Genomic DNA, 18,056 nt, shown 5'->3' with positions numbered 1-18,056 from the left:
GGTTTTTTAGTTTTTAAAGTGGTTAAATTTATTGATAGCTTCTACTTTATTGCTTACATGCAATTTTCGATAGATATTTCCAACATGCTTTTTTACCGTATCCATGCTTATGCATTTTTGGTCTGCAATTTCTTTATACAACAAGCCTTGTGAAAGTAGTCCAAGAATTTCTTTTTCCCGATGCGTCAATTCATCAAATTCTTTTACATCGGTTGTCTTTTTTTCAAAATGATTTAGCACCCTTCGTGCTATAGAAAAGCTCATCGGTGCACCTCCATTGTATACATCACGAATAGAGGCGAGAATTTTGTCCATGCTTTCTCCTTTGATGAGATATCCCATTGCACCTGCTTTTAGAGAATTAAAGATCTTTTCATCATCTTCGAAGCTTGTACACATGATAAACTGGGTATCGGGCATATCTTTCCGTACTTTTTCAATGATTTCAATTCCAAGCATATCCTGAAGCTGGATATCCATCATCACAACGTCCGGAGAAATAAGAGGTAAATTATGCAGTGCATCGTTGCCGTCAAAGAACTGGGCAATGACTTTCATATCAGCCTGATAATTGATGACCTTCTTCAACGCATTGTTGTAGTTTTTTTCATCTTCTACTATGGCTATTGAAATACTCATGTCCTTTACTTATTTGAGACAAAAATCTACAGAAAACAAAGCAGAATCAATTACACTTTTGTGTAATCTTTAAATTTGAGTTGGTTTATTTAGTTTTTCTTCTTTTAAAGTTAATCAATTTCTTTCAGTTAACGACTGATATCATATCACTTAATTTAAAATAATATTTTTTTGATTATTTAATCAATTCATCTAGAACTGGTGTACTTACACTGTTAATTTCTGATATGTTTTTATCATTAATCTGCTCAAAAACCTGAATAGTATTTTCTCCTTTTTTCAACCATACACCAGGAACATACAATGTAAGCTGGGGACCTACCTTGCTCCAGTATCTCCCTACATTTTTTCCATTCACAAACACAATTCCTTTTCCGAAATTTCTCATATCAAGAAAAGTATCTCCTTTTTCTTTGAGTTGAAATTTTGCTTCTTTTATTACAGGGCTCCTTTCAGGAATATCTTTCGACTTATTTTTTAGTTCAGGTATCTTATCAAAAGGAAGCGAATACATTTTCCATAGACCTTTAACAGGATCTCCATTGATTTCAACAGGACTTATAATTCCCTTAAGGTTATGTACAATTTCAGCTCCGTAATTGATCCGTCCCATATTTTCAACAAGGATATCCAAAGTCTCCCCGGCCTTGATTGAGATATCAAGATCATATTTTTTATAGTATCTGTTCAATTCACCTTTCCAAATCTTATCAATATAAATATTTGCATAATCTCTCAACCCTTTTATTTCAAGTTTCCCTTTATGATCTTTATCAAATTTTATCCGGTAAAGAACGTAGCCGTTACCTTGATTCAGTTCTTCAAATGTATAGGGTCTTTCTGCTGATACAAATTTCTGTCCCTCTATTAAATCAAAAATAGAAAGAGTTTTAGAAAATTTTGCATGTGAGAATGTAATAACCTTTTTCCGGGCAGGCACTTCAGGAAGCTTTTTTGGATTCAGTTTTTGAAATATAGTACGTAGTGCTGTATATTTTGGAGTTTCCCATCCTGCTTCGCTTATCGGAGCGTCATAATCATAGCTTGTAATATCCGGTTGAATGTCGTGGTTCTTATCATAATTAGCACCACTCGTAAATCCGAAATTGGTTCCTCCATGAATCATATAATAATTAAATGACACCCCATTCTTGATGTATAACTCAGTTTGCTTTACTACATCTTCTACAGGAACTTTCACAAAAGGTTCGGCCCAGTGGTCAAGCCATCCCGGATAATATTCAGCTACCATATACGGTCCTTTATTTCCGTTATATGCATTCACTTTCTCTTTAAGGGTCTCAATATTATCTTCCCCGTTGGCCGTCGGTAATGCACCTTCTATCGCTCCGCCCTCAAAAAGGGAGCTTCCGTCCGAGGTAAAGAATGGGACAGAAATGCCCGATTTAACCAACATATTTTTAATTTCATGGCTGTATCTTCGGTGCTTCTCCAATGGTATATCTTTTCTTTGGGCAACATAGGAGCCAAACTCATTTTCTGCCTGAACCATTATAACAGGTCCGCCATTATTGATCTGCAAAGGAATGATCTGCTTTGCCAGCTGATTAATATATTTTTCGCACTCTTTCAAAAAGGGCTGGTTATAGGTCCTTATTTCTAAATTTTTATCCTTTTGCAACCACCATGGATATCCTCCAAATTCCCATTCTGCACACACGTAAGGTCCAGGACGAATAATCACGTACAATCCAACTTCCTGTGCTGTTTTTATAAATTTTTTCAGATCCTTTTCTCCGGAGAAATTCCACTTTCCAGGACCTTCTTCATGATAATTCCAAAATACATAGGTAGTAACCGTGTTTAGCCCCATTGCTTTCATCATCTGAAGACGGTGTTTCCAGTACTCTGATGGCACTCTAGGATAATGAAGTTCACCCGAATGGATAATAAACTCTTTTTCATTCAATAAAAAATGACCGTCTTTAATTTCAAATTGATCTCTTTTTATTTGAGAAAACATTGAATTAAAGGACATAATCAGAATGATCAGAAGAAAATATTTATAGTGAGATTTCATAGGGCAAGGCATGATTTTTGTAAAAATAAAGAATAAAATTAAAGACTTCATATTAAACTTTATCAATCATGAAAAAAACGATCATTTTACTCAACACTATATTTCTTTTAGCAGTAGTAGGCTGTAAAAAATCAACCGATGGCAATAAAAACATCATTAAAACTGATAGTTCAGTATCAGCAGTATCTGATCAAAATGGAAAGATAGATTCAGCTTCGGCAAGTTCATCCATTATAGACGTAAACGGTAAAAGAATTGAAAAAACAGATTTTGTATATAAGGCAACCGATGGATCCTTGGTAAAAGTAGTTTTCAAAAATGATCCAAAAGAGAGTACAGTAGCAATAACCAGTAACAAAAAGACGTTTACCCTTCCTAAAGAAGAAACTAAAGATGGGGAAACAGTCTATAAAAAAGATGACATGACTGCAAGGGTAAAAGGAGATAGCCTGCACCTTGAGCAAGGAAACAATGTGATCGAATTAGTAAGAACCAAAATATAAAAATAAAAAAACCGTTCAGAGTCCTGAACGGTTTTTATTTATATCTGAATGAATATTATTCTTCAGTCTTTTCCTCTGTAGAATCAGCTGCTTCAGCCTTAGGCTCTTCAACTTTTTCTTCTACTACAGGAGCATCAGCAACTACAGTTTCTGCCTTTTTAGCAGTTGTAGATCTTCTGCTTCTTCTTGTAGCTTTTTTCTCTTCAGCATTAGGATTGTAAAGCTCATTGAAGTCTACTAACTCGATAAGAGCCATATCAGCAGCATCACCTTGTCTGAAACCAGTCTTGATGATTCTTGTATAACCGCCATTTCTTTCAGCGATTTTAGGTGCTACAGTTCTGAACAATTCAGTAACAGCTTCTTTATTTTGAAGATATGAAAATACAGTTCTTCTATTATGTGTAGTATCTTCTTTTGCTTTTGTTAATAGGGGCTCAACATATACTCTTAAAGCTTTAGCTTTAGCTACAGTAGTGTTGATTCTTTTATGCTCAATTAGAGAACAAGCCATATTAGAAAGTAACGCACTTCTGTGAGAAGCTGTCCTTCCTAAGTGATTGAATTTTTTACCGTGTCTCATTATTAATTATTTATCAGCGTCTAACTTATATTTTGCAACGTCGAAACCGAAGTTAAGACCTTTTGAATGCACTAATTCTTCTAGTTCTGTCAAAGATTTTTTACCAAAATTTCTGAATTTCATCAAATCAGACTTACTGTAAGAAACTAATTCTCCTAACGTTTCAACTTCTGCAGCCTTCAAACAGTTCAGAGCTCTTACTGAAAGATCCATATCTGCTAGTTTAGATTTAAGAAGTTGTCTTGTGTGAAGAGTTTCTTCGTCATATTGGATAGATGCTTTTACAGCTTCTGTTTCAAGCGTGATTCTCTCATCAGAGAACAACATGAAGTGATAAATTAATATCTTAGAAGCTTCTGTCAAAGCATTTTGAGGACTGATGGAACCATCAGTTTCTATATCTAATACAAGTTTTTCGTAGTCTGTTTTTTGCTCTACACGATAATTTTCAATACTGTACTGCACTTTCTTAATTGGAGTGAAAATAGAGTCAATAGCAATAGTACCTACAGGTGCATTGTTTGACTTATTTTGTTCAGAAGGAACATACCCTCTACCCTTTTCTATATTGAAAGTAATTTCGAAAGTTACATCACTGTTCAGGTTGCAAATCACCAACTCAGGATTCAAGATCTCAAATCCGTTGATTGATTTACCTAAATCTCCAGCAGTAATAATCGTTTGACCAGAAACCTTAGCAACAACCTGCTCGTTGGACTGGTTTTCCGCTATAGATTTTAATCTTACCTGCTTAAGGTTAAGAATAATTTCGGTAACATCTTCGATTACTCCTGGAATAGTTGAAAATTCGTGCTCTACACCTTCTATTTTGATAGATGAAATAGCATATCCTTCCAGAGAAGAAAGCAACACTCTTCTCAAAGCATTACCTATTGTAAGCCCGAAACCTGGTTCTAAAGGTCTGAATTCAAATTGACCTTTAAATTCATCAGAGTTAAGTAAAATTACTTTATCGGGTTTTATGAATTGTAAAATTGCCATATTATTGGGTTGAGCAAAAATTTGATTAAAAAATTATTTAGAGTAAAGTTCGACGATAAGCTGTTCCTTGATCTCCTCCGGAATCTGGATTCTTTCAGGCGCAGATACGAAAGTACCTTCTTTCTTCTCATCGTTGAATTGTAACCACTCATAGTTTGCTTTATAAGCTAATGCATCAGTAACTACTTCAAGAGACTTAGACTTTTCTCTTACTGCAATTACATCACCAGCTTTAAGCAAATAAGATGGAATATTTACCAGTTCTCCATTCACAGTGATGTGTCTGTGAGAAACCAATTGTCTAGCACCAGCTCTGGTTTTAGCAAAACCTAATCTGTATACTACGTTATCCAATCTAGATTCGCAAAGTTGTAATAGAACTTCACCTGTTACACCTTTACTTCTGTGTGCTTTATCGAATAAGTTTGCAAACTGTCTTTCTAAAATACCATAAGTATATTTAGCTTTTTGTTTTTCAGCTAACTGAACTGCATATTCTGATTTCTTAGCACCTCTTCTTTTGTTAGGACCGTGTTGTCCTGGCGGTTGGTTTTTTCTTTTCTCGAAGTTTTTATCATCTCCGTAGATTGCAGCACCAAACTTTCTAGCAATCTTAGTTTTAGGTCCAATATATCTTGCCATAATGGGTAAATTCTAAAAATTAAACTCTTCTTCTTTTTGGTGGTCTACATCCATTGTGCGGCATTGGAGTCACATCAATGATTTCGCTAACTTCAATTCCTGAATTGTGAATAGTTCTGATTGCAGATTCTCTACCTGCCCCAGGACCTTTCACAAACACCTTTACTCTTCTTAATCCAGCTTCATGAGCAACATTAGAGCAATTTTCTGCTGCCATTTGAGCAGCAAATGGAGTATTCTTTTTAGAACCTCTGAATCCCATTTTACCGGCAGATGCCCAAGAGATAACTTCTCCGCTTTTATTTGTTAAAGAAATGATGATGTTATTGAAAGAAGCCTGAATATGCGCTTCACCAATAGCTTCAACTTTTACTTTTCTTTTCTTAACTACTTTAGTTTGTTTTGCCATAATTCCTAACGATTATTTACTAGCTTTTTTCTTGTTAGCAACAGTTTTTCTCTTTCCTTTACGGGTTCTAGAGTTGTTTTTCGTTCTCTGGCCTCTTAAAGGTAGTCCTAGTCTGTGACGTATTCCTCGTTGGCATCCTATGTCCATCAATCTCTTGATGTTCAATTGCACTTCAGAACGTAATTCTCCTTCTACTTTAATGTTTTCAGAGATATAAGTTCTAATTGCAGCCAATTCATCGTCATTCCATTCGTTGACTTTCTTGTCTTCGCTGATACCGGCAGCTTTAAGGATTTCAGAAGAAGTACTTCTTCCCACCCCATAAATATAAGTTAAACCGATAACGCCTCTTTTGTTTTTTGGTAAATCAATACCTGCAATTCTCGCCATAATTTAATATTAGCCTTGTCTTTGTTTAAATTTTGGGTTCTTCTTGTTGATCACAAAAAGTACACCTTTTCTGCGTACAATTTTGCAATCAGCGCTTCTTTTCTTAATTGATGCTCTAACTTTCATTTGATAGTATTTATTTTTTAACAATAGCCAAATGGAAACCCGAAGACTCCATTTGGCGTTTGTTTAATATCTAAAAGTAATTCTCCCTTTTGTCAAATCATAGGGAGACATTTCTAGTTTTACCTTATCTCCAGGTAAAAGTTTAATATAATGCATTCTCATTTTACCAGAAATATGAGCTATAAGTATATGCCCATTTTCTAGCTCTACACGGAACTGAGCGTTCGAAAGTGCTTCCGTTATTACGCCGTCTTGTTCAATATGTTTTTGTTTCGCCATAAATTAATATCCAGTCGTTCTTGATAATTTAGACTGCATTAAGCCATCATAATGATGGTTCAGCAGATATGTATTAATCTGTTGAACAGTATCTAAAATAACTCCAACCATAATCAATAGTGACGTTCCCCCGAAAAATAGGGCGAACGCATCTGTCTGAACTAAGCTTCCGTGTACAATTGCCGGAAGGATTGCAAAGATAGATAAAAATATTGCACCTGGCAAGGTAATTTTAGATAAAATATCATCTAAATAATCAGCCGTCTCTTTTCCTGGTCTTACTTTCGGTACCAAACCTCCGTTTCTCTTTAAATCATCGGCCATTTGGTTCACCGGAATTGTAATTGCAGTATAGAAAAATGAAAAGATTATAATCAGTAATGCAAACAATACATTGTACTGCCAGCTAAAAACATTCTTGAAACCTGCAAGAAAAGTATTGGATTCATCAAATTTAGTTAATAAACCTGGAACAAACATCAATGCCTGAGCAAAGATAATTGGCATAACTCCGGCAGCGTTAACTTTCAATGGGATCCACTGTCTTGCTCCCTGCATAAGATTTTTATTTACACCTCCTCTTGCTTGTGCTCTGCTTACATATTGAATTGGAATCTTTCTCACAGCAACAGATAACACTACTGCTAAAAGAACAACCAACATCCAGAATATCACCTCAATAAGGATCATAATAGATCCCATCCCTCCTTTTCCGTTCTGCACGGCCATTTCCTGAACAAATGCTTCTGGAAGTCTAGATAAGATACCTACCATAATAAGTATAGAAATACCATTTCCTATTCCTTTATCGGTAATTTTCTCACCTAGCCACATTGCAAATACTGAACCGGCAACCAAAATAACAATACTTGGTAACCAGAACATGATAGAATTTGGCTCTACATAGTATGCAGACTGGAACTGAGCATATGGTAAAAATAATTGAGTAATAGAAGTTAAATAAGAAGGTGCTTGTACTAAACACACACCGATTGTTAACCATCTTGTAATTTGATTCAATGTATTTCTACCTGACTCTCCATCTTTCTGAAGTTTCTGAAGATAAGGAATAGCCATCCCCATCAACTGAACAATAATAGAAGCTGAAATATAAGGCATTATACCAAGTGCCATAACAGAAGCGTGGCTGAAAGCCCCCCCTGTAAACGACGAAAGCAAGCCAAGGAGACCTGCTCCTTGCTTGTTACCGCCTTGACTTTTATAATGCTCTAAGAGATCTCCTACTTGTGCAAGGTTAATTGCAGGTAGAGAGATATAAGATGCGAATCTATACACAAGGATAATACCTAACGTAAAAAGAATTTTATCTCTTAATTCCTTTAGGCTCCAAATATTTTTGAGGGTTTGTATAAATTCTTTCATTAGTTACTATTATAATGTAATTGCTTTTCCACCTGCCTTAGCAATAAGCTCTTCAGCAGATTTAGTGAATTTGTCAGCAGAGATTGAAACCGCAGATTTCAATTCTCCTCTACCCATAATTTTCACTATTTCGTTTTTAGTAGCTAAACCGTTTGCTACCAAAACTTCTTTAGTAATATCTCCAGTGATAGATTTATTTTCTATTAAAGTTTGGATAGAGTCCAGGTTAATAGCTCTATATTCTTTTCTGTTTACATTTTTGAAACCAAATTTTGGTAATCTTCTCTGTAAAGGCATCTGTCCACCTTCGAAACCGATCTTCTGAGAATAACCAGCTCTAGATTTCTGACCTTTGTGTCCTTTTGTAGAAGTACCTCCTTTTCCACTACCTTGTCCTCTACCAATTCTTTTTGAATTAAAAGTAGAACCTGCAGCAGGTTTTATGTTGTTTAAATTCATTTTAATTTCTTTTTAAAATTATTTTTGAACTTCAAGTAAATGACTAACTGCAGCTATCATTCCTAAAATAGAAGGCGTAGCTTCGTGCTCTACAACTTGGTGAAGTTTCTTAAATCCTAATGCTTCAAGCGTTCTCTTTTGGGTTTTCGTTCTTCCAATAGCGCTTCTTACTTGCTTTACTTTAATTGTTGCCATTGTTTTTATATTAACCGTTAAACACTTTAGTTAAAGAAACTCCTCTCATTCTTGCAATTTCCTCAGGTCTTCTGATGTCTAACAATGCTTTGAAAGTAGCTTTCACCACGTTGTGAGGGTTAGAAGATCCTTTAGATTTTGAAAGGATATCGTGAATACCAGCAGATTCCAATACCGCTCTTACCGCACCACCGGCGATAAGTCCTGTACCGTGAGAAGCAGGTCTTAAGAAGATATCTGCACCACCGTATCTAGCAGTAGTTTGGTGAGGAATAGTGTGGTTCATTACAGGAACTTTCACAAGGTTTTTCTTAGCATCTTCAACTGCTTTAGCAATTGCAGAAGCAACTTCCTTAGATTTTCCTAAACCGTAACCAATAATTCCATCTTCATTTCCAACAACTACAATAGCAGAAAAGCCGAAAGCTCTACCCCCTTTAGTTACTTTTGTTACTCTGTTTACAGCTACGAGACGATCTTTTAATTCTAATCCTCCCGGTTTTACTCTTTCTATATTATCTAGTCCTAACATATTTTCCGAAATTTAATGATTAGAATTTAAGTCCACCTTCTCTCGCACCATCAGCTAGAGCTTTCACTCTTCCATGGTATACGAAACCGTTTCTATCAAACACAATATTTTCAATTCCTGCAGCGATAGCTTTAGCAGCGATAGCTTTACCAACAGCAGCAGAAACTTCAATTTTAGTTCCATTAGCGTCTACTCCTTTCTCTCTTGAAGAAGCAGCTACTAAAGTTTTACCATCTTTATCGTCGATTAACTGAGCGTAAATTTCCTTATTACTCTTATATACCGATAATCTTGGCAATTCAGAAGATCCAGAGATTTTTCCTCTTACTCTTCTTTTGATTCTTATTCTTTTTTCTAATTTACTTAATGCCATTTTCTTATAATTTATTAAGCAGATTTACCAGCTTTACGTCTAACATTTTCACCTACGAATCTTACACCTTTTCCTTTGTATGGTTCAGGTTTTCTGAATGAACGGATCTTCGCAGCCACCATTCCAAGAAGTTGCTTGTCGAAAGACGTTAAAGTAATAATTGGGTTTTTACCTTTTTCAGTCAATGTATCAATTTTAACTTCGCTAGGAAGCTCTAATGTAATACCGTGAGAGAATCCTAAAGCCAACTCAAGTTTTTGACCTGAGTGAGATGCTCTATATCCTACCCCTACAAGTTCTAGTTTCTTTTCGAAACCTGCAGATACACCAACAATCATGTTGTTGATTAACGCTCTGTATAAACCGTGAAGCGCTCTGTGTTGTTTAGAATCAGATGGTCTGTTTACATTCAGTTCTCCATCTTTTTGTTCTAAAGTAATTCCTTCTGTAAGTTCCTGAGTAAGTTCTCCTTTAGGACCTTTTACAGTTACTACACTGTTATTTTCAGTGATGGTAACTCCAGCAGGAATTGTTATAATTGCTTTACCAATTCTTGACATTTTCCTTTGATTAAAAATTAATAAACATAGCAGATTACTTCACCGCCTACTTTCTCTTCTCTAGCTTTCTTATCTGTCATTACTCCTCTTGAAGTAGAGATAATAGCTACACCCAAACCGTTCAATACTCTTGGAAGTTCAGCAGAACCTTTGTACTGTCTCAAACCTGGTCTTGAAGCTCTCTGGATAGATTTAATAGCTGGTTTGTTAGTTTGCTTGTCATACTTTAAAGCGATTTTGATAGTCCCTTGAACAGCGTTATCTTCAAACTTGAAGTTTAAGATATACCCTTGATCAAATAAGATTTTCGTAATCTCCTTTTTGATTTTCGATGCAGGAATTTCCACCACTTTGTGGCCTGCGCTTTGTGCGTTCCTTACTCTGGTTAGGAAATCTGAAATTGGATCTGTTACCATTTTTCTATTTTAAATTATTGGTTGAAGAACAATCAGTATTGAAAGGACTTGAAGAGTAAAATATCAGACTTCAGAAATCTTAGGTCTGATATTTTTTTCTTTAGTATCCAGACAACTTAATTGTCCCGATTATTGATTAATGATTACCAACTAGCCTTTTTAACTCCTGGGATAAGACCGTTGTTTGCCATTTCTCTGAAAGTTACTCTGGAAATTCCGAACGTTCTCATGTATCCTCTTGGTCTACCTGTTAGTTTACATCTGTTGTGTAATCTTACAGGAGAAGCATTTTTAGGTAATTTCTGAAGTGCTTCATAATCACCAGCTTCTTTTAAAGCTTTTCTTTTGTCAGCGTATTTAGCAACTAGTGCTTCTCTTTTGCGCTCACGCGCTTTCATTGATTCTTTAGCCATTTCTTAGTTCTTTTTAAATGGTAAACCGAAGTGAGTTAATAATGCTTTCGCTTCTTTATCTGTTTTCGCAGTTGTAACGAAAGTGATGTCCATCCCTTGGATTTTTTTCACTTTGTCGATTACGATCTCAGGGAAGATAATTTGCTCAGTAATACCTAAGTTATAATTACCTCTACCATCGAAACCATCAGCTTTGATACCAGAAAAATCTCTAATACGTGGTAAAGCAGAAGAAGTAAGTCTGTCTAAGAACTCATACATTTTATTCGCTCTTAAAGTAACTTTAGCTCCTACAGGCATTCCTTTTCTCAATTTGAAAGCAGCTTCGTCTTTCTTAGAGATAGTACCTACGGCCTTTTGACCAGTAATGTTTGTAAGTTCTTCTACAGCATAATCAATGATCTTTTTGTCTGCAGTAGCATCACCTAATCCTTGAGATAAGATGATTTTTTCCAATTTAGGCACCTGCATTACAGATTTGTACCCAAATTCTTCCATCATTGCAGGAACAATTGTTTCTTTATATGCTTTCTTGGGTCTTGCTATATATTCCATGTGTTATTTAAAATTATAAAGTTTCACCCGTTTTTTTGTTGATTCTTACCTTCTTATCTCCTTCAGTTTTGTAACCTACTTTTACAGCTTTACCGTCTTTACCAACTAAAGCTACATTTGAGATATGAATAGAAGCTTCTCTTTCAACGATTCCTCCTTGAGGATTTGAAGCTGAAGGCTTAACGTGTTTCTTAATGATGTTAAGTCCTGCAACAATTACTCTAGGGTCTCTACCTTCTTTTTTGATCACTTCAATAACTTCACCAGTCTTACCTTTGATATCTTTCTTACCAGTAGTAATGATTACGTTATCTCCTCTTTTTATTTTTAACTTTGACATTTTCTTTTAAAAATTTTAAAAATTAAAGTACTTCAGGAGCTAATGAAATGATTTTCATATATTCTTTGTCTCTCAACTCACGAGCCACAGGTCCGAAAACACGTGTTCCTCTCATTTCTCCTGCTGCGTTTAGTAATACACAAGCGTTATCTTCGAATTTGATGTATGATCCATCTTTTCTTCTAACTGCTTTTTTAGTTCTTACTACTACAGCTTTAGATACCTGACCTTTTTTAGCATTTCCTGATGGTGTAGAATCTTTGATCGTAACTACGATTTTATCACCAACTGAAGCATATCTTCTTCTGGTTCCTCCCAGAACTCTGATAACCAATACTTCTTTAGCACCTGTGTTATCAGCAACTTTTAATCTTGATTCTGTTTGTAACATTACTTAGCTTTTTCAATGATTCTTACTAATCTCCATCTTTTACTCTTGCTCATTGGTCTAGTTTCTTGGATAAGAACTGTATCTCCTTCTGTGCATTCGTTGTTTTCGTCGTGTGCAGTATATTTTTTCGTTTTTAATACGAATTTACCGTACATCGGGTGTTTCACTCTAGTAGTCTCACTTACAACAATGGTCTTTTCCATTTTATTGCTGGAAACTATTCCGATTCTTTCTTTTCTTAAGTTTCTTTCCATAATGTATGAAAATCTTATTGTTGTTTAGTGGTTAACTCTGTATTTAGTCTTGCGATTGTCTTTCTCAAATCTCTGATTTGAATTGGATTTTCAAGAGGACTGATTTTGTGAGCTAATTTCATTTTAGAGAACTCAGCTTTAGCTTCAGTCAATTTAGCTTGAATATCTTCTGCGCTTAGATTTTTAATTTCAGCTTTTTTCATTGTATTCAAAGATTATAGAGGTTTAACAAAATCGTTCGCAACTACAAATTTGGTCACTACCGGTAATTTCTGAGCAGCAAGTCTTAAAGCTTCCTTAGCGATTTCGTAAGGTACACCACCAACTTCAAACATAATTTTACCTGGTTTTACTACAGCTACCCAATATTCCACAGCACCTTTACCTTTACCCATCCTTACTTCAGCTGGTTTTTTAGTAATTGGCTTATCCGGGAAAATTTTGATCCATAGTTGACCTTCTCTCTTCATATATCTTGTCGCAGCGATACGCGCAGCTTCAATCTGTCTTGCAGTGATCCAAGCTCCTTCTGTAGCTTTGATTCCGAAAGTTCCGTAAGCAAGTTGATTACCTCTCTGAGCAATCCCCTTCATCTTCATCTTATGAACTCTACGGAATTTGGTTCTTTTTGGTTGTAACATAATTTCTTAAATTTTAGATTTTAGAATTTAGATTTTAAAAAAGTAACGGTCATTTAAAAACTATCCTCTAAAATTTTATTAATTATTTTTTTTATCTCTTGAAGGTCTTCTGTTATCTCTGTCTCCTCTGTTTCCTCCTCCTGAAGGTCCTTTTTTCTGTTGTCCTACTAAAGGAGAAAGTTCTCTTTTACCATAAACTTCACCTTTCATAATCCAAACTTTAACCCCAAGTCTACCATAAGTAGTATGAGCCTCTGCAATGTGGTAATCGATATCAGCTCTGAAAGTAGATAAAGGAATTCTTCCGTCTTTGAAAGATTCGCTTCTTGCCATTTCAGCTCCGTTCAATCTACCAGAGATCTGAACTTTGATACCTTCTGCACCCATTCTCATTGTGCTTGCAATAGCCATTTTAACAGCTCTTCTGTAAGAAATTCTGTTTTCAATTTGCTTAGCAATGCTATCAGCAACTAATACTGCATCAAGCTCAGGTCTTTTGATTTCGAAAATGTTGATCTGAATATCCTTACCAGTCAATTTCTTCAACTCTTCTTTCAATTTATCAACTTCCTGACCTCCTTTCCCGATGATAAGTCCCGGTCTAGCAGTAGTAATAGTAACTGTAACTAATTTTAATGTTCTTTCAATAAAGATTTTTGAAATTCCACCTTTAGATAATCTAGCTTCAAGGTATCTTCTGATTTTGTAGTCTTCAGCGATTCTGTCTCCATAATCGTTTCCACCAAACCAGTTAGAATCCCATCCTCTGATGATACCTAATCTGTTACCAATTGGATTTGTCTTCTGTCCCATACCTTGATTAATTTTCTTTATTACCTAAGATTAGTGTAACGTGGTTAGATCTTTTTCTGATTCTATGACCTCTACCTTGTGGAGCTGGTCTTAGTCTCTTCAATTGTCTTGCACTATCCACGAATATTTCTTTAATGATAAGGTTAGCTTCTTCTATATCCGAACCTTCGTTTTTCGTCTGCCAGTTTGCCATAGCAGAAAGAAGTAATTTCTCTAACTTGTTAGATGCTTCTTTTTTAGAATATTTAAGGATATAAAGAGCTTTATCTACCTGCTCTCCTCTGATGATATCAGCAACTAATCTCATTTTTCTTGGAGAAGACGGGCAATTGTTTAATGAAGCCTTTACAACGTCTTTGTTAGCTTCTTTTCTTGCGATTGAACTATCTTGTTTTCTTGATCCCATGATTATCTGCTTCCTTTGTTTTTGTTACCACCATGACCTCTGAAAGATCTTGTTGGAGAAAATTCGCCTAACTTGTGACCAACCATGTTTTCTGTAACATATACAGGGATAAAAGATTTCCCGTTATGTACAGCAATAGTTTGTCCTACGAAGTCCGGAGAGATCATCGATGCTCTAGACCAAGTTTTGATAACTGTCTTCTTACCAGACTCTATATTTGCCTGAACCTTCTTATCTAAAGTATGATGAATGAACGGTCCTTTTTTAAGTGATCTTGCCATAATTATTTTCTTTTAGATACGATGTAACGGTTAGACACTTTGTTTTTCTTTCTAGTTTTGTAACCTTTAGCCGGTTTACCGTTTCTAGATCTTGGGTGACCTCCTGAAGAACGTCCTTCACCACCACCCATTGGGTGATCTACCGGGTTCATTACAACCGCTCTTGTTCTTGGTCTTCTACCTAACCATCTGCTTCTACCAGCTTTTCCTGATACTGTTAATTGGTGATCAGAGTTAGAAACAGATCCAATCATTGCATAACATTCAGTAAGGATCATTCTAGATTCTCCTGAAGGCAATTTGATGATTGCATATTTTCCGTCTCTTGAAGTTAATTGAGCTGAAGAACCAGCACTTCTTGCTAAAATAGCACCTTGTCCAGGCTTCATTTCAACACAAGAAATAACAGTACCTAATGGAATATTTTTCAATTTCATTGCGTTACCGATATTTGGCTCTACGCTTTCTCCTGCAATCACCTTTTGATCAACTTTAATACCGTTTGGAGCGATGATATATCTCTTCTCTCCATCTGCGTACTCTAATAAAGCGATAAATGCAGTTCTGTTTGGATCGTATTCTACAGATTTTACCGTTGCTTCAACATCATGTTTGTTTCTTTTGAAGTCGATAATTCTGTATTTCTTTTTGTGTCCACCTCCGGTGTAACGCATGGTCATTTTACCTGTTTGGTTACGTCCACCTGACTTTTTAATACCAACTGTTAGAGATTTCTCTGGTTTGTTGGTAGTAATTTCCTCAAAATTATTTACAATTCTGAATCTCTGTCCCGGGGTGATAGGTTTTAATTTTCTAACAGACATTACTATTATTTATAATTAATAATTAATTTACAGCAAAAATATCGATAACCTCACCTTCAGCAAGTTTGATTACCGCTTTTTTCAATTTGTTTGTCTTTCCTACTTGAAGACCTTTTTTAGTGTATTTCGAAGAAACCTTCGGAGCATAAATCATTGTGTTAACGTCTGCTACTTTTACACCGTAAGCTGCTTCAACAGCTTTTTTGATCTGGATTTTATTCGCCTTAGTATCCACTAAGAAAGAATAAGAACCTCTTAAATCTGTAAGGTAATTAGCCTTTTCTGAAATAACTGGTTTAATAATAATAGACATGACTTATTTCTTTAAATTTTCTTGGAATTTCTCGATAGCACCTTCTAAGAATACGATCTCACCTGCATTGATTAGGTCATAAGAACTAATTTCGTTATAAGCAAGAACTTTAGTCTTAGGTAGGTTTCTTGAAGATAAATAAACATTTTTGTTTGCTTCATCTAAGATGTAAAGAGATTTTTTACCTTCGAATCCTAAAGCGTTATTGATGTTGATAAACTCTTTAGTTTTAGGAGTTTCGAAATTGAAAGCCTCTAATACTTTAATACTGTTATCTCTCAATTTCTGAGATAAAACAGATTTTTTTGCTAATCTCTTAAGAGCTTTGTTCAATTTGAATCTGTAGTCTCTCGGTTTTGGTCCGAATACTCTACCTCCACCTCTGAATGTTGGAGATTTAATATCACCATATCTAGCAGATCCAGATCCTTTTTGCTTCTTAAGCTTTTTAGTAGAAGCCGTAATTTCGCTTCTTTCTTTTGATTTATGAGTACCTTGTCTCTGAGCGGCAAGATATTGCTTAACTTCTAAGTAAACCGCGTGCTGATTTGGCTCAATTCCGAATACTGTTTCGTCTAGAGTTACTTTTCTTCCGGTCTCTTTTCCTGATGTATTTAATACTACTAGTTCCATTTTCTGATAATTACATAAGAATTTTTAGCTCCCGGAACAGCACCTTTTACTACTAAAAGATTTTGTTCTTGATCCACTTTTAATACTTGAAGGTTTTGAACAGTTACCTGCTTACCTCCCATTCTACCCGCCATTCTCATTCCTTTGAATACTCTCGAAGGATCCGATCCAGCACCGATAGAACCTGGAGCTCTAAGTCTGTTGTGCTGACCATGAGTAGCTTGCATTACACCTCCAAATCCGTGTCTTTTAACAACACCTTGGAAACCTTTACCTTTAGAAGTACCTGTTACGTCAACATATTCACCTTCAGCGAATAAATCAACTTTTACTTCTTCTCCTACTTTTACTTCATCAACGAATTCTCTGTAGAATTCTACCAATTTAGCTTTAGGAGCAGAACCAGCCTTTTTAAAATGGCCAGCTAACGCTTTACCAACGTTCTTTTCACTCTTGTCATCGAAACCTAATTGAACTGACTTGTATCCGTCCTTTTCAATGGTTCTGACCTGTAAAACCGAGCACGGACCAGCTTGAATAACTGTACAAGGAATGTTTTTTCCTTCTTCGTTAAACAAAGACGTCATACCGATTTTTTTACCAATAATACCTGACATTGTTTATGTTATAATAAAATTTATCCTTTATTTATCCTCATTTTCAGCAAGCTAAAGTAATTTCCACGTTTGAGATGGGCATACTTTTCCCCTAAAATGAGTGTGCAAATTTATGGATAATTTTTAGATTGACAAATTTTTACAGCAAAATATTTTGATTTTTAGTCGTTTACAAAATAAATTACTTTTCAAGCCCGAATCTAACCAGAGCATAGAACATAGCATGACTACTTCGTGATAACACTCAGACCTATTTCTTCGAGCCTCTTTTTATCCTCTTCCAGTATGCCATCATCGGTAATCAGATAATCTATTTTATCTAAAGAAGAAATCTTACCGAAGCCTTTTTTGTTTAGTTTGGATGAGTCCGCCAATATCATCACTTTATCGGAACATTCTATCATTAATTGATTGAGGTGTGCTTCAGCTGCATTGGAAGTACTGATTCCAAAATCCATATCAATGCCGTCTACCCCCAGGAATAATTTATTGCATGAAAACTGAGCAAGAATTGTTTCGGATATAGAACCCACGATCGATGTAGAACTTTTACGAACCTCACCCCCCAATTGTATAATATTTATATTAGGATTATTACATAACTCCAGTGCCACTCTCAGCGATGACGTAAGCACAGTAAGACGACCGAAATTCACCAGCATCCTTGCCAGATAATGCATTGTAGTTCCTGAAGCCAGAATAATACAATCGTTTTCTTCTATAAGTTTCACTGCCGCCTTGGCAATATTCTGCTTAGCCTCTACATTAATATTCTCCTTTTCATCTACGTTCTTTTCGTACGCATACCTCACATGCTTGCTTGCACCTCCATGATTTCGAAAAAGAAGACCCAAGCTTTCTAAATAGTTCAGATCCTTTCGAATGGTAACGGAAGAAACATTATACTTTTCGCATAATTCCTGCACGAGAACATAATCTTTCTTTTCCAGCTCCTGCAGTATCTCAGTATGCCTTGGTATTAATTTTTCCATTCTTTTTCTTTCCCCAAAGTTATTGTTTTTTTCCAAGAACATAAAATTTCA

General features: G+C 35.5%; 32 protein-coding genes. 1 reads left to right on the top strand and 31 read right to left on the bottom strand.

What is annotated here, in order from left to right:
- Nucleotides 1–6: 6 nt before the first annotated feature.
- Together MTQ00_RS18240 and MTQ00_RS18235 are read right to left on the bottom strand one after the other, a co-directional pair.
- Nucleotides 7–639: a response regulator transcription factor gene (locus tag MTQ00_RS18240; RefSeq protein ID WP_273650549.1), complete on the bottom strand. Its 633-nt coding sequence runs from the start codon at nucleotides 637–639 to the stop codon at nucleotides 7–9.
- A 175-nt stretch (nucleotides 640–814) separates the two neighbouring features.
- Entirely contained in the window at nucleotides 815–2,680 is a 1,866-nt protein-coding gene (locus MTQ00_RS18235) for a glycoside hydrolase family 35 protein (RefSeq protein WP_273650548.1), read from the bottom strand.
- A gap of 68 nt (nucleotides 2,681–2,748) precedes the next feature.
- Between MTQ00_RS18235 and MTQ00_RS18230 the strand changes: the two genes are divergently transcribed.
- Nucleotides 2,749–3,183: a hypothetical protein gene (locus MTQ00_RS18230; protein ID WP_273650547.1), complete on the top strand. Its 435-nt coding sequence runs from the start codon at nucleotides 2,749–2,751 to the stop codon at nucleotides 3,181–3,183.
- A gap of 55 nt (nucleotides 3,184–3,238) precedes the next feature.
- On the opposite strand, the gene rplQ is transcribed toward MTQ00_RS18230, so the two are convergent.
- The 29 genes from rplQ to MTQ00_RS18085 all read right to left on the bottom strand — a co-directional run bounded on the left by rplQ (nucleotide 3,239) and on the right by MTQ00_RS18085 (nucleotide 18,005).
- The gene (gene rplQ / locus MTQ00_RS18225) at nucleotides 3,239–3,766 is read right to left on the bottom strand and encodes a 50S ribosomal protein L17 (protein ID WP_172284505.1); all 528 of its coding nucleotides are present in this window, start codon (nucleotides 3,764–3,766) and stop codon (nucleotides 3,239–3,241) included.
- Nucleotides 3,767–3,772: 6 nt separating this feature from the next.
- Nucleotides 3,773–4,768 carry a DNA-directed RNA polymerase subunit alpha gene (locus tag MTQ00_RS18220; protein WP_172284507.1) on the bottom strand — a complete coding sequence of 332 codons (996 nt, stop codon included), beginning with the start codon at nucleotides 4,766–4,768 and terminating at the stop codon, nucleotides 3,773–3,775.
- 33 nt (nucleotides 4,769–4,801) lie between these two features.
- Nucleotides 4,802–5,410 carry a 30S ribosomal protein S4 gene (gene rpsD / locus MTQ00_RS18215; protein ID WP_172284517.1) on the bottom strand — a complete coding sequence of 203 codons (609 nt, stop codon included), beginning with the start codon at nucleotides 5,408–5,410 and terminating at the stop codon, nucleotides 4,802–4,804.
- Between the two features lie 19 nt (nucleotides 5,411–5,429).
- Complete coding sequence (gene rpsK / locus MTQ00_RS18210; protein WP_089028777.1) at nucleotides 5,430–5,819, bottom strand: 30S ribosomal protein S11; 390 nt, start codon at nucleotides 5,817–5,819, stop codon at nucleotides 5,430–5,432.
- Between the two features lie 12 nt (nucleotides 5,820–5,831).
- Nucleotides 5,832–6,209 carry a 30S ribosomal protein S13 gene (gene rpsM, locus MTQ00_RS18205; protein WP_040993540.1) on the bottom strand — a complete coding sequence of 126 codons (378 nt, stop codon included), beginning with the start codon at nucleotides 6,207–6,209 and terminating at the stop codon, nucleotides 5,832–5,834.
- Between the two features lie 9 nt (nucleotides 6,210–6,218).
- Entirely contained in the window at nucleotides 6,219–6,335 is a 117-nt protein-coding gene (gene rpmJ / locus MTQ00_RS18200; protein WP_007839480.1) for a 50S ribosomal protein L36, read from the bottom strand.
- Between the two features lie 63 nt (nucleotides 6,336–6,398).
- The gene (infA, locus tag MTQ00_RS18195) at nucleotides 6,399–6,614 is read right to left on the bottom strand and encodes a translation initiation factor IF-1 (protein WP_034684855.1); all 216 of its coding nucleotides are present in this window, start codon (nucleotides 6,612–6,614) and stop codon (nucleotides 6,399–6,401) included.
- Nucleotides 6,615–6,617: 3 nt separating this feature from the next.
- Complete coding sequence (gene secY / locus MTQ00_RS18190; protein WP_172284519.1) at nucleotides 6,618–7,997, bottom strand: preprotein translocase subunit SecY; 1,380 nt, start codon at nucleotides 7,995–7,997, stop codon at nucleotides 6,618–6,620.
- Nucleotides 7,998–8,006: 9 nt separating this feature from the next.
- Nucleotides 8,007–8,456: a 50S ribosomal protein L15 gene (rplO, locus tag MTQ00_RS18185; protein WP_172284521.1), complete on the bottom strand. Its 450-nt coding sequence runs from the start codon at nucleotides 8,454–8,456 to the stop codon at nucleotides 8,007–8,009.
- Between the two features lie 18 nt (nucleotides 8,457–8,474).
- Nucleotides 8,475–8,651 (bottom strand): 50S ribosomal protein L30, encoded by a 177-nt coding sequence (rpmD, locus tag MTQ00_RS18180; protein WP_007839493.1) that lies wholly within the window; start codon nucleotides 8,649–8,651, stop codon nucleotides 8,475–8,477.
- Between the two features lie 10 nt (nucleotides 8,652–8,661).
- On the bottom strand, nucleotides 8,662–9,183 hold the full coding sequence (gene rpsE, locus MTQ00_RS18175; protein WP_172284523.1) for a 30S ribosomal protein S5: 522 nt from the start codon (nucleotides 9,181–9,183) through the stop codon (nucleotides 8,662–8,664).
- 19 nt (nucleotides 9,184–9,202) lie between these two features.
- Entirely contained in the window at nucleotides 9,203–9,556 is a 354-nt protein-coding gene (rplR, locus tag MTQ00_RS18170; RefSeq protein ID WP_172284525.1) for a 50S ribosomal protein L18, read from the bottom strand.
- 14 nt (nucleotides 9,557–9,570) lie between these two features.
- The gene (gene rplF / locus MTQ00_RS18165; protein ID WP_172284527.1) at nucleotides 9,571–10,116 is read right to left on the bottom strand and encodes a 50S ribosomal protein L6; all 546 of its coding nucleotides are present in this window, start codon (nucleotides 10,114–10,116) and stop codon (nucleotides 9,571–9,573) included.
- Between the two features lie 17 nt (nucleotides 10,117–10,133).
- Nucleotides 10,134–10,532 carry a 30S ribosomal protein S8 gene (gene rpsH / locus MTQ00_RS18160; protein WP_172284529.1) on the bottom strand — a complete coding sequence of 133 codons (399 nt, stop codon included), beginning with the start codon at nucleotides 10,530–10,532 and terminating at the stop codon, nucleotides 10,134–10,136.
- A 143-nt stretch (nucleotides 10,533–10,675) separates the two neighbouring features.
- Nucleotides 10,676–10,945, bottom strand: a complete 270-nt coding sequence (rpsN, locus tag MTQ00_RS18155; protein WP_007839501.1) for a 30S ribosomal protein S14 — start codon at nucleotides 10,943–10,945, stop codon at nucleotides 10,676–10,678.
- Between the two features lie 3 nt (nucleotides 10,946–10,948).
- Nucleotides 10,949–11,500, bottom strand: a complete 552-nt coding sequence (gene rplE / locus MTQ00_RS18150; RefSeq protein ID WP_039364081.1) for a 50S ribosomal protein L5 — start codon at nucleotides 11,498–11,500, stop codon at nucleotides 10,949–10,951.
- Nucleotides 11,501–11,513: 13 nt separating this feature from the next.
- A complete protein-coding gene (gene rplX / locus MTQ00_RS18145; RefSeq protein WP_172284531.1) occupies nucleotides 11,514–11,840 on the bottom strand; it encodes a 50S ribosomal protein L24 in 327 nt (108 codons plus the stop codon).
- 22 nt (nucleotides 11,841–11,862) lie between these two features.
- The gene (rplN, locus tag MTQ00_RS18140; protein WP_007839504.1) at nucleotides 11,863–12,231 is read right to left on the bottom strand and encodes a 50S ribosomal protein L14; all 369 of its coding nucleotides are present in this window, start codon (nucleotides 12,229–12,231) and stop codon (nucleotides 11,863–11,865) included.
- On the bottom strand, nucleotides 12,231–12,488 hold the full coding sequence (rpsQ, locus tag MTQ00_RS18135; protein WP_052186088.1) for a 30S ribosomal protein S17: 258 nt from the start codon (nucleotides 12,486–12,488) through the stop codon (nucleotides 12,231–12,233). The genes rplN and rpsQ overlap by 1 nt, the downstream gene beginning before the upstream one ends.
- 11 nt (nucleotides 12,489–12,499) lie before the next feature.
- A complete protein-coding gene (gene rpmC, locus MTQ00_RS18130; RefSeq protein WP_172284533.1) occupies nucleotides 12,500–12,688 on the bottom strand; it encodes a 50S ribosomal protein L29 in 189 nt (62 codons plus the stop codon).
- 12 nt (nucleotides 12,689–12,700) lie between these two features.
- Nucleotides 12,701–13,126, bottom strand: coding sequence for a 50S ribosomal protein L16 (gene rplP, locus MTQ00_RS18125; RefSeq protein ID WP_172284535.1), 426 nt, complete (start codon nucleotides 13,124–13,126; stop codon nucleotides 12,701–12,703).
- A 78-nt stretch (nucleotides 13,127–13,204) separates the two neighbouring features.
- The gene (gene rpsC / locus MTQ00_RS18120) at nucleotides 13,205–13,939 is read right to left on the bottom strand and encodes a 30S ribosomal protein S3 (protein ID WP_172284536.1); all 735 of its coding nucleotides are present in this window, start codon (nucleotides 13,937–13,939) and stop codon (nucleotides 13,205–13,207) included.
- A gap of 7 nt (nucleotides 13,940–13,946) precedes the next feature.
- Complete coding sequence (gene rplV, locus MTQ00_RS18115; RefSeq protein ID WP_172284538.1) at nucleotides 13,947–14,345, bottom strand: 50S ribosomal protein L22; 399 nt, start codon at nucleotides 14,343–14,345, stop codon at nucleotides 13,947–13,949.
- Nucleotides 14,346–14,347: 2 nt separating this feature from the next.
- Nucleotides 14,348–14,626, bottom strand: coding sequence for a 30S ribosomal protein S19 (gene rpsS, locus MTQ00_RS18110; RefSeq protein WP_002983209.1), 279 nt, complete (start codon nucleotides 14,624–14,626; stop codon nucleotides 14,348–14,350).
- A 2-nt stretch (nucleotides 14,627–14,628) separates the two neighbouring features.
- The gene (rplB, locus tag MTQ00_RS18105; RefSeq protein ID WP_172284540.1) at nucleotides 14,629–15,450 is read right to left on the bottom strand and encodes a 50S ribosomal protein L2; all 822 of its coding nucleotides are present in this window, start codon (nucleotides 15,448–15,450) and stop codon (nucleotides 14,629–14,631) included.
- A 22-nt stretch (nucleotides 15,451–15,472) separates the two neighbouring features.
- Entirely contained in the window at nucleotides 15,473–15,763 is a 291-nt protein-coding gene (gene rplW, locus MTQ00_RS18100; protein ID WP_042720941.1) for a 50S ribosomal protein L23, read from the bottom strand.
- Nucleotides 15,764–15,766: 3 nt separating this feature from the next.
- Nucleotides 15,767–16,396, bottom strand: a complete 630-nt coding sequence (gene rplD / locus MTQ00_RS18095; RefSeq protein ID WP_172284542.1) for a 50S ribosomal protein L4 — start codon at nucleotides 16,394–16,396, stop codon at nucleotides 15,767–15,769.
- Nucleotides 16,387–17,013 carry a 50S ribosomal protein L3 gene (rplC, locus tag MTQ00_RS18090; RefSeq protein WP_007839520.1) on the bottom strand — a complete coding sequence of 209 codons (627 nt, stop codon included), beginning with the start codon at nucleotides 17,011–17,013 and terminating at the stop codon, nucleotides 16,387–16,389. Before rplC ends, rplD begins: the two co-directional genes overlap by 10 nt.
- A gap of 227 nt (nucleotides 17,014–17,240) precedes the next feature.
- Nucleotides 17,241–18,005 carry a DeoR/GlpR family DNA-binding transcription regulator gene (locus MTQ00_RS18085; RefSeq protein WP_172284544.1) on the bottom strand — a complete coding sequence of 255 codons (765 nt, stop codon included), beginning with the start codon at nucleotides 18,003–18,005 and terminating at the stop codon, nucleotides 17,241–17,243.
- Between the last annotated feature and the right edge of the window lie 51 nt (nucleotides 18,006–18,056).

Source organism: Chryseobacterium sp. B21-037 (genome assembly GCF_028570785.1).
GTDB classification, from domain to species: domain Bacteria; phylum Bacteroidota; class Bacteroidia; order Flavobacteriales; family Weeksellaceae; genus Chryseobacterium; species Chryseobacterium proteolyticum.
Note: the sequence above shows the minus strand (reverse complement) of the source record. Positions and strands in the feature narration are given on the sequence as shown.